At 75.7% G+C, this 14,787-nt stretch carries 8 protein-coding genes and 1 riboswitch; all 8 genes read right to left on the bottom strand.

Features of this window, described 5'->3' with window-relative positions:
• Positions 1 to 155 precede the first annotated feature (155 nt).
• The 8 genes from glgB to U5M74_RS15435 all read right to left on the bottom strand — a co-directional run bounded on the left by glgB (position 156) and on the right by U5M74_RS15435 (position 14,741).
• The gene (gene glgB / locus U5M74_RS15470) at positions 156 to 2,519 is read right to left on the bottom strand and encodes a 1,4-alpha-glucan branching protein GlgB (RefSeq protein WP_410909817.1); all 2,364 of its coding nucleotides are present in this window, start codon (positions 2,517 to 2,519) and stop codon (positions 156 to 158) included.
• 58 nt (positions 2,520 to 2,577) lie between these two features.
• On the bottom strand, positions 2,578 to 3,948 hold the full coding sequence (locus tag U5M74_RS15465) for a phosphotransferase (RefSeq protein WP_410909816.1): 1,371 nt from the start codon (positions 3,946 to 3,948) through the stop codon (positions 2,578 to 2,580).
• Positions 3,945 to 5,735: a maltose alpha-D-glucosyltransferase gene (treS, locus tag U5M74_RS15460; protein ID WP_410909815.1), complete on the bottom strand. Its 1,791-nt coding sequence runs from the start codon at positions 5,733 to 5,735 to the stop codon at positions 3,945 to 3,947. Before treS ends, U5M74_RS15465 begins: the two co-directional genes overlap by 4 nt.
• Positions 5,732 to 7,786 (bottom strand): alpha-1,4-glucan--maltose-1-phosphate maltosyltransferase, encoded by a 2,055-nt coding sequence (locus tag U5M74_RS15455; RefSeq protein WP_410909819.1) that lies wholly within the window; start codon positions 7,784 to 7,786, stop codon positions 5,732 to 5,734. The genes treS and U5M74_RS15455 overlap by 4 nt, the downstream gene beginning before the upstream one ends.
• 907 nt (positions 7,787 to 8,693) lie before the next feature.
• Positions 8,694 to 10,070: an LLM class flavin-dependent oxidoreductase gene (locus U5M74_RS15450; protein WP_410909814.1), complete on the bottom strand. Its 1,377-nt coding sequence runs from the start codon at positions 10,068 to 10,070 to the stop codon at positions 8,694 to 8,696.
• The gene (locus U5M74_RS15445; RefSeq protein WP_410909813.1) at positions 10,067 to 11,461 is read right to left on the bottom strand and encodes an MFS transporter; all 1,395 of its coding nucleotides are present in this window, start codon (positions 11,459 to 11,461) and stop codon (positions 10,067 to 10,069) included. Before U5M74_RS15445 ends, U5M74_RS15450 begins: the two co-directional genes overlap by 4 nt.
• On the bottom strand, positions 11,458 to 12,750 hold the full coding sequence (locus tag U5M74_RS15440) for an acyl-CoA dehydrogenase family protein (RefSeq protein WP_410909812.1): 1,293 nt from the start codon (positions 12,748 to 12,750) through the stop codon (positions 11,458 to 11,460). The genes U5M74_RS15445 and U5M74_RS15440 overlap by 4 nt, the downstream gene beginning before the upstream one ends.
• Before the next feature lie 108 nt (positions 12,751 to 12,858).
• Positions 12,859 to 12,950: riboswitch (SAM riboswitch) on the bottom strand.
• An 84-nt stretch (positions 12,951 to 13,034) separates the two neighbouring features.
• Positions 13,035 to 14,741, bottom strand: a complete 1,707-nt coding sequence (locus tag U5M74_RS15435; RefSeq protein ID WP_410909811.1) for an FAD-binding dehydrogenase — start codon at positions 14,739 to 14,741, stop codon at positions 13,035 to 13,037.
• Positions 14,742 to 14,787: the final 46 nt, after the last annotated feature.

Raw genomic sequence — 14,787 nt, 5'->3', positions numbered from 1 at the left:
CCCCCCCCCCCCCCCCCCCCCCCCCCCCCCCCCCCCCCCCCCCCCCCCCGCCATACGCGTTCCCCCCCGGGGTGAGTGGTGTTCCGCCGTGTGCTCTCCCGCGCGCGGGGGGGCCGCCCCCCCGGGGCCCGCGTCGTGCCGGCGGACGGTGCCGGTCAGTCCTCCGGCTCGAGGATCAGCGCGCCCAGCGGCGGCACGCGCAGCACGGCGGAGTGCTCCCGGCCGTGCCACGGCGCGGGCTCGGCCTGCACGCGGCCCATGTTGCCCACGCCCGAGCCGCCGTAGGTCTCGGCGTCGGTGTTGATCGCCTCGCGCCACGCGCCGCCCTGGGGCAGGGCCAGGCGGTAGCCCTCGTGCGGCACACCGGCGAAGTTGACCACCACGACGACGGGGCGCCCGTCCGCGCCGCGGCGCAGGTAGGCCAGCACGTTGTGGTCGGCGTCGTTCGCGTCCACCCACTCGAACCCGGCGGGGGAGAAGTCCTGCTCCCACAGGGCGGGGGTGTCCCGGTAGTACCGGTTGAGGTCGCGCACCAGGCGGTGCACGCCGGCGTGCGACGGGTTGTCCAGCAGCCACCAGTCCAGGCCGGCCGACTCGTTCCACTCGGCGTCCTGGGCGAACTCCGAGCCCATGAACAGCAGCTGCTTGCCCGGGTGGGTCCACTGGTAGGCGAGGAACGCCCGCACGCCGGCGAGCTGCTGCCAGCGGTCGCCGGGCATCTTGCGCAGCAGCGACCCCTTGCCGTGCACGACCTCGTCGTGGCTGATCGGCAGCACGTACTGCTCGGAGAACGCGTACACCAGGGAGAACGTCAGCTCGCCGTGGTGGTAGCGCCGGTACATGGGATCCTCGCCCATGTATCGCAGCGAGTCGTTCATCCAGCCCATGTTCCACTTCAGGCCGAAGCCCAGGCCGCCGGACGAGGTGGCACGGGTGACGCCGTCGAACGCCGTGGACTCCTCGGCGATCATCATGACGCCCGGCGTGCGCCGGTAGGCCGTGGCGTTGGTCTCCTGCAGGAAGGAGATCGCCTCGAGGTTCTGGTTGCCGCCGTACTGGTTCGGCGTCCACTCCCCGTCCCGGCGGGAGTAGTCGAGGTAGAGCATCGACGCGACGGCGTCGACCCGCAGCGCGTCGGCGTGGAACTCCTCGAACCAGTACGTCGCGTTGGCCACGAGGAAGTTGCGCACCTCGCGGCGGCCGAAGTCGAAGACGTAGGTGCCCCAGTCGGGCTGCTCACCGCGGCGGGGGTCGGGGTGCTCGTACAGCGGCGTGCCGTCGAACCGGGCCAGCGCGAAGTCGTCGCGCGGGAAGTGCGCCGGCACCCAGTCGATGATGACGCCGATGCCCGCCTGGTGGAGCCGGTCGACCAGGTAGCGGAAGTCGTCGGGGTGCCCGAACCGGGAGGTCGGCGCGTAGTACGACGTCACCTGGTAGCCCCAGGACCCGCCGAACGGGTGCTCGGCCACCGGCAGCAGCTCGACGTGGGTGAACCCGAGCTCGGTGACGTACTCCGCGAGCTGGTCGGCGAGCTCGCGGTACCCGAGGCCGGGACGCCACGAGCCCAGGTGGACCTCGTAGACGCTGACCGGCCCGCTGTGCGGGTCGCCCGCCGTGCGGGCCGCGATCCACTCGTCGTCCTGCCACTCGTGGCTCGACTCGACCACCACGCTCGCGGTGGCGGGCGGCACCTCCGTGCCCTTGGCGAGCGGGTCGGCCTTGGCGCGCCAGACGCCGTCGGCGCCGAGGATCTCGTACTTGTACCGGGTGCCGTCCCCGACGCCCGGCACGAACAGCTCCCACACGCCCGAGGAGCCCAGCGAGCGCATCGGGTGGATCGGCGTCCAGCGGTTGTGGTCGCTGACCACCCGCACGCCGCGGGCGTTGGGCGCCCACACGGCGAAGGACGTGCCCTCGATGTCCCCGAGCGCGCTGGGGTAGCGGCGCCGGTTGGCGCCCAGCACCGTCCACAGCTCCTCGTGGCGGCCCTCGCCCACGAGGTGCAGGTCGAGCTCGCCGAGGGCCGGCAGGAACCGGTACGGGTCGTCCTGGGTCTGCACGTCGTCGCCGTAGCGCGTGCGCACCCGGTAGTCGGGGGCGTGCACCTGGCCGTCGGCGACCGGCGCGGGGATCACGGCCTCGAACACGCCGGCGGCGCGGTGCTCGGCGGGGTGCTCGCCGTCCTCGGCGATCACCACCACCTCGTCGGCGAGCGGCCGCAGCACGCGCACCACGGCCCAGCCGGTGCGCCCGTCCGGGTCGGCGCCGAGCAGGTGCGGCCCCAGCACCGCGTGCGGGTCGTGCGTGGTGCCCTGGGCGACGGCGGTGAGGACCTCGGGGTCGACGGCGGGCGGCGCCGGCGGTGTGGGCGGTGCCGAGGCCGAGGCCGCCGCCGTCGCGGGCGGTGCGGCCTTGGCCGGCGGCGCGGCCTTGGCCGGGGGCGCGGCCTTGGCCGGGGACGTGGCCTTGGCGGACCGCGCGGTCCGGCGCGGCGAGGACGGGGTGGAGCCGGTCGTCATGACGACACCTTTCCACGGGGTGCGGCACTTCGCTCTTCGTTGCCTGCGGCAGGCGACGTCACGACGCCGCGAGCACCCGGTCGACGGCCGCGAGCGGGATCCGGACCCAGTCCGGCCGCTGCCGCGTCTCGTAGACCACCTCGTACAGCGCCTTGTCGAGCACCAGGGCGCGCAGGGCCGCCTCGGCGGTCGCGTCGTCCATGCCCGTGGGCGTGCCCGCGGCTGCGCGGTACGCCCCGAGGAACGCGGCCTCGGCGTCGGCGGCCCACGCCGGGTCGGTGGCGCCGCCCACCGCGGCGGCGTAGTCGAACGACCGCAGGATGCCCGCGACGTCCCGCAGCGGCAGGTCGGGCGCGGTGCGCTCGGCCACGGGCCGCTGCGGCTCGCCCTCGAAGTCGAGCAGCTTCCACCCGTCGGCGCCGTGCAGCGCCTGCCCCAGGTGCAGGTCGCCGTGGACCGGCTGGAGCGGCACGGGCGTCAGGCGCGCCTCGAGGTCGTCGAGCACCGCGGCGACGTCGGCGGCGCGCTCGGCCAGCGAGGGCGCGGCGGCCACGGCGGCGTCGGCGCGGCGGCGCAGCCCGCCGACGAACGTGCGCGGGTCGAGCGCGCCGCCGGCGGGCAGCGCGCGGCGCATCGCGGCGTGCAGCCCCGCCAGCACCGTCCCGAGGTCGGCCGCCAGCGGCGCGAAGCTCTCGCCCCGGCCGGCGAGGTCGCACGCGAGCTCGAAGCCGTCGTGGGCGTCGCGGACGAGCTCCGCCAGCACGGCGAGGTGCGCCGGCCCGGCGTCGAGCGGCACCTCGAGGGCGCCGAGGAACCGCGGCACCCCGGCGTACCCGGCGGCGGTGAGGGCCTGCGGCACGACGACGTCGGGGTGCGGCCCGGCGGCGACGGTGCGCAGCACCTTGAGCATCGCCCCGGCGTCCGCGCCCGGGAGCACCGCACGCGGCAGGATCACCGAGGTGTTCGACTGCTCGCCGGTGATGGCGCGCCCGTCGGCGACGAGCGCCGCCGCGGCCGCGGCGTCGTCGGCCACGCCGGCCGCGCGCAGCAGCGCGGCCCAGCAGGCCGGGTGCACGCCGCCGTCGTGCACCGCGACGGGGCCCGACGGCGTCGCCACGGTGCCGATCGCGCCGGGCGCCTCGGGGGGCGCGTCGGGCGCCTCGGGGGGCGCGTCGGGCGCGTCGGGGGCGGCGGCGGGCACGAGCACGAGCGGCACCTGCACCACGACGTCGTCGCCCTCACCGGGCAGCCGCAGCAGCGCCAGCACGACGCCGTCCGCGCCGTCGACCGTGACCTCGCGCCACGGCGCGAGCGGGCCGGACGACCCGCCCGGGAACCACCGCCGCCCCGGCGCCCACGCGGCCACCAGGTCGGTCACCGCGGGCGGCAGGTGCGTGCCGGCGGGGTCGACCCGCACGCGGGCGGTCACGGGAGCACGCTCCGGGTCCCGCCCTCGGCGCGCGTGAGCCTCAGCCAGTAGAAGTCGCGCGATCCCCACGTCATCGTCACCCTCCCGTCGTCGCCGACGCGGGGGAACGCTCCGCCCCCGAACACGTCGGTGAGGTGCCAGCCGGCGTACGCGGGCAGCGCGATCGTGGCCGAGCGCGCGGTGGCGGACATGTTCGCGAGCACCAGCAGCGTCTCCTCGGGTGAGGAGCGCGTGAAGGCGAGGATCGCCTCGTCGTCGCACTCGTGCGCGGTGAAGTCGCCGGTGCCGAACGTGGGGTGCAGGCGCCGCACGGCGAGCATGCCGTGGACCCAGTGCAGCAGGCTCGTGGGCTGGGCGAGCTGCGCCTCGACGTTGTGGTGCTCGTAGTGGTGCACCAGCGACTGGACGAGCGGCAGGTAGAGCTTGCCGGGGTCCGCGGTCGAGAAGCCGCCGTTGCGGTCCGGCGTCCACTGCATCGGCGTGCGCACCGCGTCGCGGTCCGGCAGCCAGATGTTGTCGCCCATGCCGATCTCGTCGCCGTAGTAGAGGCACGGCGAGCCCGGCAGGCTGAGCAGCAGCGCGTGCGCCAGCTCGATCTCCTTGCGGGAGTTGTCGAGCAGCGGCGCCAGCCGGCGGCGGATGCCCACGTTGGCGCGCATGCGCGGGTCGCCGGCGTACCAGCCGTACATCGCGGCGCGCTCCTCGGTGGAGACCATCTCGAGGGTCAGCTCGTCGTGGTTGCGCAGGAACGTCGACCACTGCCCGCCCGAGGCCGGGATGGGCGGGGTGTCCGCGAGGATGTCGACGAGCTGGCGCGCCCGCTGGTCGCGCATGGCGAAGAAGATGCGCGGCATCACGGGGAAGTGGAAGCACATGTGGCACTCGGGCTCGTCGTCGGTGCCGAAGTAGTCGACGACGTCCTGGGGCCACTGGTTGGCCTCGGCGAGCATGATCCGGCCCGGGTACTCGGTGTCGATCATGCGGCGCACCTTGCGCAGGAACGCGTGCGTCTCGGGCAGGTTCTCGCAGTTGGTGCCCTCGGCCTCGAACAGGTACGGCACGGCGTCGAGCCGGAAGCCGTCCACGCCGATCTGCAGCCAGAACCGGGCGACGTCGAGCATCGCGTCGACCACACGCGGGTTCTCGAAGTTGAGGTCCGGCTGGTGGCTGAAGAACCGGTGCCAGAAGTACTGCCGGCGCACGGGGTCGAAGGTCCAGTTGGACGTCTCGGTGTCGACGAAGATGATGCGCGCGTCCTGGTAGCGCGTGCTGTCGTCGCTCCAGACGTAGAAGTCGCCGTACGGCCCGTCGGGGTCGGACCGCGACGACTGGAACCACGGGTGCTGGTCGCTGGTGTGGTTCATGACCAGGTCGATGATGACCCGGATGCCGCGGTCGTGGGCCTCGGCGATGAGCCGCTGGAAGTCGGCGGTGGTGCCGTACTGCGGCGCGATGGCGGTGTAGTCGCTGACGTCGTAGCCGCCGTCGCGCAGCGGCGAGGGGAAGAACGGCGGCAGCCACAGGCAGTCGATGCCGAGCCACTGCAGGTAGTCCAGGCGCTGGATGATGCCCTGCAGGTCGCCGCTGCCCTCGCCGCGCGAGTCGGAGAACGACCGCACCATGACCTCGTAGAACACGGCCTTGCGGTACCAGTCCGGGTCGTCCGTGAGGCCGGGCCGGCCCAGGCCCGGCGGCTCGGGCTGGCGGTGCGGGGGCAGCGCCTGGACCGGCAGGGCCTGCGTGATCGGCCGTGGCACCTCCACGGCCTGCGAGGTCTGCTGGCTCATGCCGGGGTCACCTGCAGCACGTGTGCCACCTGCGTGCGCGGCTCCAGCCGCACGTACGGGTGCGCGCCCCAGGAGTACTCCTCGCCGGTCAGCAGGTCCCGCACCGTGAAGAACGGCGCGCTGCCGTCCGTGCCCGACGGCGGGGTGAGGCCGAGGGCCTCGAGGTCGAGGTGGAGGGTGGCCTCCTGCGTGCCCCACGGGTCGATGTTGAGCACCACGAGCACGACGTCGTCCGACGGCGTGGGCGCGCCGGGCGCGGGGGCCGGGCCGGCGCCGGTGGCCACCGGCAGGTGCGGCCCGCGCACGCGGCGGGAGTAGGCCAGCACGCTGTCGTTGTCCGCCGCGTGCACGGTGAGGTTGCGCAGCTGCTGGAGCGCCGGGCGCTGCCGGCGGATCTCGTTGAGCCGCGTGAGCAGCAGCGAGACGCCGATGTCGTCGGCCTTGGACCAGTCGCGCGGCTTGTACTCGTACTTCTCGTTGTCGATCTGCTCCTCGACGCCGGGGCGGGGCACGTTCTCCACCAGCTCGTAGCCGGAGTAGATGCCCCACGTCGGCGAGCCGGTGGCGGCCAGCACGGCGCGGACGGCGAAGCCGGACACGCCGCCGTGCTGCAGGTACGGCGGCAGGATGTCGTGCGTCGTCGGCCAGAACGACGGGCGCATCACCGACCCGGCGGGCCCGGAGACCTCCTGGAGGTACTCGAGGATCTCCGTCTTGGTGTTGCGCCACGTGAAGTACGTGTACGACTGGTGGAACCCGATCCGCGCCAGCGTCGCCATCATGGCCGGCTTGGTGAACGCCTCGGACAGGAACAGCACCTCGGGGTGGCGCTCGTGCACCTTCGCCAGCAGCCACTCCCAGAAGTCGAGCGGCTTGGTGTGCGGGTTGTCGACCCGGAACAGGGTCACGCCGCGCTCGATCCACGTCTCGACGACCTCCAGGACCGCCTCGCGCAGCCCCACCGGGTCGTCGTCGAAGTACAGCGGGTAGATGTCCTGGTACTTCTTCGGCGGGTTCTCCGCGTACGCGATCGTGCCGTCGGCGCGGGTGCGGAACCACTCCGGGTGCTCGGTGACCCACGGGTGGTCGGGGGAGCACTGCAGCGCCAGGTCGAGCGCCACCTCGAGGTCGTTCGAGCGCGCCTCGGCCACGAACGCGCGGAAGTCCTCCTCGGTGCCCAGCTCCGGGTGGATCGCCTCGTGCCCGCCGTCGGGCGAGCCGATGGCGTACGGGCTGCCCGGGTCGCCCGGCCTGGGGTCGAGCGTGTTGTTGCGGCCCTTGCGGAACGTGGTGCCGATGGGGTGCACGGGGGTGAGGTAGACGACGTCGAAGCCCATCGCCGCGATGGCCGGCAGGCGCCGGGCGGCGGTGGCGAACGTGCCCGAGCGCCACGTGCCGTCCTCGTCCTGGGTCGCGCCCTCGGAGCGCGGGAACATCTCGTACCAGGAGGCGGCGAGCGCCTTGCGCCGCGAGACGCGCAGCGGGTACGTGGCGCTCGCGGACACCAGCTCCCGCAGCGGCGAGCGGGACAGCGCCTCGCGCACCGCCGACGTCGTCGCCACGGCCAGCCGGGCCTCCGGCGGCCGCGACTCGTCGGCCAGCTCGCGGGCGGCGTCGGCGAGCAGGTGCGCGTCGTGCGGCGTGCGCGCCGCCTGCGCCTCCGGGTCGGTGATGCGCCGGAAGACCAGCACCCCCTCGGCGAGCATGAGGTCGACGTCGATTCCGGCCTCGACCTTGATGGTCGCGTCGTGCGCCCAGGTGCCGTACGGGTCGCTCCAGGCCTCGACCCGGAAGCTCCAGTCGCCCTCGGCGTCGGGCTGCACGAACCCGCGGAAGCGGTCGAGGCCCGGCGCCACGTCCACCATCGGCGCCGTCGAGTGCACGGAGCCGTCGGGGCGCAGCAGCACGGCGGTGGCGGAGACGGCGTCGTGACCCTCGCGGAACACGGTCGCCTCGACCGGCACGACCTCGCCGACCACGGCCTTGGCCGGCCAGCGGCCGGCCTCGACCACGGGCGAGACCTCGAGGACCGGGATGCGGCCGATCGGCACGGCCGGCGCCGGCTGGGGGCCGGTGGGGGCGGGGGCCCGCCCGCTCGCGCCGCAGGGCGCCGGGGCGGCGTCGTGCCCGGCCGTCGTCAGCTCGACGACGGCGGTGAGCTTCTTGGCGGTGGCCTTCCGGGGTGCCTTCGAGGGGGCCTTGGCGGCGGCCTTCACGGTCGACTTCGCGGCGGCCTTGGCGTGGGCCTTCGCGGTCGGCTCCTCGGTGGCCGGGGCGGGAGCCGGGTCCGGCTCCGGAGCCGGACCCGTCGCCGGCGCCTCCGTGGCGGCCGTGTGCTCGCCGTCCTGCGCCGGGGCGTCGGCCGGCGCCTCCGCGGGCGGCTCGGCGGTGGTCTGCACGGCGGTGGTCTGCACGGCGGTGGCCTGAACGGCGGAGGCCTGCACGGCGGCGCCCCGTGCCGGAGCCTCGGCGGGCGCCGCGGCGGCGGCCTTCGCCGGAGCCTTCGCGGTCTTGGCGGCGGTCTTGGCGGCGGGCCTCGGGGCCTTCGCGGGAGCCTTGCGCCGCGCCGCGGCGGGAGCCGCGGCGCCGTCCTGCGTCGCGGGGGCCGCCCCGGGACCCGTCGCGGGCTCCTGGAGCGGGTCTGCGGCCGAGGCCGGCACCGGCCCGGGCTCCGGCTTCTTTGAGGCCGCCGCCTTCGCCGCCGCACGGGTGCGGGGCGTGGGGCGCGCGGGCGTGTCCGAGGGGGAGGAGGAGCGCTTTCGCGGGCTCGGCGTCGTCACGCAGGCCACGCTAACCAGGCAGGTGGGGTGCCCGCGCGCGCACGGCACCACGAAGCCCGGGCGTGTCTCCGGCGACGGCCGCGTCGGCGCTCCCCCAGGCACGACGCGCGACCGCCGGGGAGGCGGACGGACGGAGGCACCCGTCCGTCCGCCTCCCCGGCCGTCAGCCGGCCGGGGGTCACCGCGCGACGGCGACCGGGGCGCGGAACGCCGCGCCGGCGTGGTCGGGCGCCAGGCGCGGACCGGCCCCCATGACCCGCTCGCGCAGGGTGGCCCCTTCGGGCGCGTCGGGCAGCAGGCCGCGGCGGCGCAGCTCGGGCGACACCAGCCGGGCGAACCGCTCCAGGTCGGCCGGGCGCACGGCGGCGCAGACGTTGAAGCCGTCGACGTCGGCCTCCCGCTGCCAGCGCTCCAGCTCGTCGACCACGGTGGCGGGCGAGCCCGCGATCACCGGCCCGCGCCCCCCGATGGCGACGAACCGGGCCAGGTCGCGCACCGTCCAGGTGCGGTCGTCCAGCGTGGTGAACGAGGCGAGCGCGGACTGGTTGGCGTCCGTCGCCACGTGCTCCAGCGGGGCGTCGGGGTCCGCGCCGGAGAGGTCCACGCCGGTCCACCCGCCGAACAGGGTGAGCGCGGCCTCGGTGTCCACGTAGGCGCCGTACTCGTCCAGCCGGGCCTGCGCCTCGGCGTCGGTGTCCGCGACGACGACGGTCGCCAGGGCGAACGTCTTGATCGCGTCGCGGGGGCGGCCCCGCTCGGCCAGCCCGTCGCGGGTGGCGTCGACCCAGCGGCGCACCAGCTGCGGCGTGCCGCCGGAGAAGAACACCGCCTCGGCATGGTCGGTGGCGAACTGCTGGCCCCGCCTGGACGCGCCGGCCTGGAACAGCAGCGGCGTGCCCTGCGGCCCGGGCGGGGCGAGCGCGACGCCGGGCACGGAGAACCAGCGCCCGGCGAACCCGGCCGGGTGCAGCCGCTCCGGGTCGACCACCACGTTCGCGGCCGGGTCGAGCACCAGCGCGCCGTCGCCGAACGAGCCCTCCAGCAGCCGGTAGACGACCTCCAGGTACTCGTCGGCCCGGTCGTAGCGCTCGTCGTGCGGGATCTGGCTGCCCAGCCCGAGGTTGCGCGCCGCGGACTCCTGGTAGCTGGTGACGATGTTCCACGCCACGCGCCCGCCGGTGAAGTGGTCCAGCGTGGCCAGGGTGCGGGCCAGCAGGTACGGCTGGAGGTACGTCACCGAGGCGGTGACGCCGAAGCCGAGCGAGCGGGTGGCCGCCGCCATGGCCGGCACGGCCACGAGCGGGTCGAGCACCGGGTACTGCACCCCACCGCGCGCCGCGGCCTCGGGGCCGCCGCCGTAGACGTCGTAGACGCCCGGGACGTCGGCGAGGAACAGGGACGCGAACCCGCCGTCGTCGAGCGTGCGGGCCAGGTCCGTCCAGTAGCCGAGGTCGGTGAACCGGGCGGCGCCGGACTCCGGGTGCCGCCACAGCCCGGGGGACTGGTGGACGGGCACCATCATGTCGAAGGCGTTGAGCAGGATCGGGCGGCTCACAGGGCTCCCTCCGGGGTCAGGGCGGGCTCGGCGCGGCGGGCGGCGCGCTCGGCGCGGGCCCGCACGCCGGCGGGGTCGGCGGCCGCGAGGCACGCGGCCAGGGACACCACGCTCAGGAGCGACAGGTAGCCGGCGATGAGCCATGGCCGCCCGCCGCCCGCCGCGAGCAGCAGCGCGGCGATCATCGGCATGAAGCCACCGGCCAGCACGGTCGCCACCTGGTAGGCGACGGTCACGCCGGAGAAGCGCACCTGGACGGGGAACTGCTCGGCGAACCAGGCGGCCTGCGGGCCGTAGACGGCGTCGTGCGCGAGGTTCATGCCGAGGATCACGACCAGCGGCAGCAGCACCAGCGGGCCGGCGTCGGCGAACGCGAACAGCACCCAGCCGAACACGCCGATCGCCACGACGCCCCCGACGGTCACCGGCTTGCGCCCGACGCGGTCGGACAGCCAGCCCCAGAACGGGCCGGTGGCCAGCCCGACCGCCGAGCCGATCATGACGGCCGTGACGCCGGCCTCGGAGTCGCCCCGCTCGGACGTGAGGTAGCTGAGCAGGTAGACGGTGATGAGGTAGTACACGGCGTTCTGCGCCAGCCGCAGCCCGATGGTCACCACCAGCACGCGGCGGTGGTCGCGCAGCAGCACCCGCAGGGGCGCGCGCTCGACCTCGCCGGCGTCCTTGAGCGCGGTGAACTCGGGCGCGTCCTGGACGCCGAGGCGGATCCACAGGCCGACGGCGACGAGCGCCGCCGAGGCGAGGAATGGCAGGCGCCAGCCGAACGCGGCGAACTGCTCGGCCGTCAGCACGTGCTGCACGACGAAGAACGACCCGGAGGCCAGCAGCATCCCCGCGGCCGACCCCACCTGCGTGAACGAGCCGAAGAAGCCGCGGTGGCGGGCGGGCGCGTGCTCGACGCTCAGCAGGGCCGACCCGCCCCACTCCGCGCCGGCCGACAGGCCCTGCAGCACGCGCAGGGTCACCAGCCCGGCGACGGCCCACCAGCCCACCTGCGCGAACGTCGGCAGCAGCCCGATGAGCGTGGACGCGACGCCCATGAGCAGCAGCGACGCCACGAGCAGGGACTTGCGGCCCACCCGGTCGCCCAGGTGCCCGGCGACGACGCCGCCGAGGGGGCGCACGACGACGCCGACCGCGAGCGTGGCGAACGACGCGATGGTGCCCGCCAGGGGCGAGGCGTCGGGGAAGAACTGGCCGTTGAAGACCAGGGCGGCGGCCGTGCCGTAGAGGTAGTAGTCGTACCACTCGATGGTGGTGCCGACGAAGGCGCTCGCCAGCACGCGGCGCTTGCCGGCCCAGGGGCGCGCGCCCCCGGCGGACGGCGCGGCGGGAGCGCTCGGGGTGGTCGGGGTCGTGGGTGCGGTGGTCATCGCGCGGCCTCCTTCGGGGCGCGGGCGGGCGCGTCGCCGATGGCGTCGAGGCCCTCGGGCAGCGTCCCGTTGATCCAGTGGTCGCCCAGCGCGCGGGCGCGGAAGGCGATCGGGTTGTGGGTGGCGACGGTCTGGGCGTTGCGCCAGTGCCGGTCCAGCCCCTTGGCGGTGGACGTGGCCGAGGCCCCGACCGTGAGGAAGAGGTCCTGGGCCGCCCCGACGGCGAGCTCCGGGACGGTGACCTGCGCGTGCTCGACGGCGATCTCCCCGTCGTGCAGCGCGGCCGGGGTCGGCCCGTCGAAGCCGGGGCGGTCGGCGCCGGCGCGGGCGGCGGCGGCCAGGCCGGCGTCGAGCGCCCGCGCCGCGTGCAGCACCACGGCCTCGGCGGCGTACGCCTTCGCGGCGATGCGCCCGGTCGCCTCCTGGATGAGCGGGTCCTGCGCGAACGGCAGGCCCAGCCCGGTGTTGAACGTGCGGCGCCGCGAGGCCACCGTGGCGGCCGCGTCCCGGCGCGCGGCCTGCGCGATGCCGGCCAGCACGGCGAGCAGCACGAGCTGGAAGAACGCCGCCTCGTGCACGGCCTCGGGCGAGCCGGCCACGCGGTCGAGCAGCGCGTCGTCGGGCACCGGGACGGCCGCGAACCGCGCCGTGCCGGTGCCGGTGAGGCGCTGGCCGAAGCCGTCCCAGTCGTCGAGCACGGTGACGCCGGGGGCGTCGGTGGCCACGACGGCGAACCGGCGCCCGTCCTGGCCGTCCAGCGCGGCCGAGACGCGGGTGTAGTCGGCGAAGATCGTGCCGGTCGTGTAGTACTTCTCGCCGTCGAGCACCCAGCCGTCCGCCGTGCGGCGCAGCGTGGTGCTCAGCGTGCCGAGGCGGTTGCCCCCCTTCTCGGTGGAGGCGTTGCCGACGGTGCGCCCGGCCAGCACCCGCGGGTACCAGACGGACCGCAGGTGCTCGGGCTGGAACCGCAGCGACTCCACGAAGCCGAGGTGCGAGCGGTACAGGTGGGCCACGTTCGAGTCGGCGGCGGCGAGCTCGACCAGCAGCCGCGCGACGGTCTCCACGCTCGCGCCCGGCCCGCCGTGCTCGGCCGGCACGCGCAGCGTGCCGAAGCCCGCCTCGTCGAGCAGGCGCACCTGCTCGAACGGCAGGACACGCTCCTGGTCGCGGCGCAGGGCGCCCTCGGCGACCTCGTCGAACAGCGGCCGGAACACCCGACACAGCGCGTCGTGGTCGGCGGGCAGCCGCGGGGGCGCGGCGGTGCGGACGGCGGACGGCGCTGCGGTCATCGGGGCGGTCCCTTCTCCTCGTCCGAGGAGCCCCGGGCCCGCGGGCCGGACGGCAGCACGGACCGCCGTCCGGCGCACGGGGTGCGCGAGACCGACGCGGATCCGGGATCTCCATCGGTCCTGGCGGTAGCACCTACTCGGGAACCCGAGGGTTGCTGCGGCGTCGACGAGCCAGGTCTCTCGGCCGCTCTGGATGGTTGCGAGAGGGAACGTACCCGAACATCCCGTGAAGTGGAACAGTGCTTCTCACTCAGTGGGACGTCCAGCCTGGTGGGCGGGCAGGCTCAGAGCGCGGCGGCCAGCGCCCGCCCGGTCACCCGCCCGGTGTGCAGGCAGCCCCCGAGGAACGTGCCCTCCAGCGCGCGGTGGCCGTGCGCGCCGCCGCCGCCGAAGCCGGCGGCCTCGCCGACGGCCCACAGCCCGTCGAGCGTCGAGCCGTCGCGGCGCAGCACGCGGCCGGCGGGGTCGCACCACAGGCCGCCGAGCGTCTTGCGCGTGAGCACCGACAGGCGCACCGCCAGCAGCGGGCCGTCCTTCGGGTCGGTGAGCCGCCGCGGCGGCGCGACGCGCATGCGCCGGTCCACCAGGTAGCGCCGGGCGGCGGCGGTGGCCACCACCTGCGGGTCCTTGCCGAGCCCGGAGGCCACCTGGGCGTCGCGCAGCTCGACCGCGGCCGCGAGGTCGCCCGCGTCGACGTGGCCGGCCGAGCCCGGCGTCGCCTCCGTCAGGGCGTTCATCCGCGCGGCCAGCTCGGCGGGCGTGGCGGCCCAGAGGAACTCGGGGGACTCCTTCGCGAAGCGCGCCACGGGCCCGACGGCGCCCGGCAGCACGCGCTGGGCGAGCAGCCGCACGTCCTTGCCGGTGAGGTCGGGGTTCTGCTCCGAACCGGACAGCGCGAGCTCGGTGTCCAGGATGGTGGAGTTCAGCACGAACCAGGAGTGGTCGTGCCCGTGCCGGGTGACGTGCTGCAGCGCGCCGAGCGCGTCGAAGCCGGGGAACAGCGGCGCGGGCAGGCGCCGGCCCTCGGCGTCCAGCCACAGCGACGAGGGCCCCGCCAGGATGCGGATGCCGTGGTGGGACCAGACGGGGGAGTGGTTGGCGATGCCCTCCGGGTAGTGCCACATGCGGTTCTCGTGCACCAGGGCGGCGCCGGCGGCGCCCGCGGCGGTGAGCATCAGCCCGTCGGTGGAGTCGGGGACGCCGGAGAGCATGCGCCGCGGCAGCCGCCCGTGGGTGAGGTCCCACCGGGCGCGCGCGAGGTCGTGGTTCGCGCCGATGCCGCCGGAGGCGACGACGACGGCCTGGGCACCGACCTCCACCTCGCCCACGACGTCGCGCGACGAGGGCCGCCCGCGGCCGCCGAACGGCGCGCCGGCCGGCGTGGGGTCGTCGGCCAGCACCTGCGCCCGCACCCCGGTGACCCGGCCGTCGGCGATCACGAGGTCGGTGACGCGGTGGCGGAAGCGCACCTCGAGCAGCCCGGCGTCGCGCGCCTCGCGGGCCGCCGCGACGAACGGCGCGAGGACGGCGGGGCCGGTGCCCCAGGTGACGTGGAAGCGGGGCACGGTGTTGCCGTGGCCGCCGGCGGGGTAGCCGCCGCGCTCCGCCCACTGCACCAGGGGGAACCACCGCACGCCGAGCCCGTGCAGCCACGAGCGCATGCCGCCTGCGGCGAACTCCACGAACTGCCGGGCCCAGGCGTAGCCGTGCCGGTCGGGGCCCTCGCCCCGGTCGGCGCCGTCGGCGAACGCCGCGGCCCCGAGCCAGTCGCTCCACGCCAGCTCGGCGGAGTCGCGCACCCCGAGGCGGCGCTGCTCCGGAGAGCCGACCAGGAACAGGCCGCCGAACGACCACCAGGCCTGCCCGCCGAGGCTCGCGGCCGGCTCCTGGTCGAGCACGACGACGCGGCGGCCGGCCGCGGCCAGCTCGGTGGCGGTGACGAGCCCGGCCAGGCCCGCCCCGATGACGACGACGTCGGCGTCCGTGGACATGCGCCCGAGCGTAGCGCCGGGGGTGCTTGCCGGGTGCGGGGGCGCC

The sequence above is a fragment of the Puerhibacterium sp. TATVAM-FAB25 genome (genome assembly GCF_046535855.1).
In the GTDB taxonomy this organism is placed as follows: domain Bacteria; phylum Actinomycetota; class Actinomycetes; order Actinomycetales; family Cellulomonadaceae; genus Puerhibacterium; species Puerhibacterium variabilis_A.
This window is presented reverse-complemented; position numbering and strand designations above follow the sequence as displayed.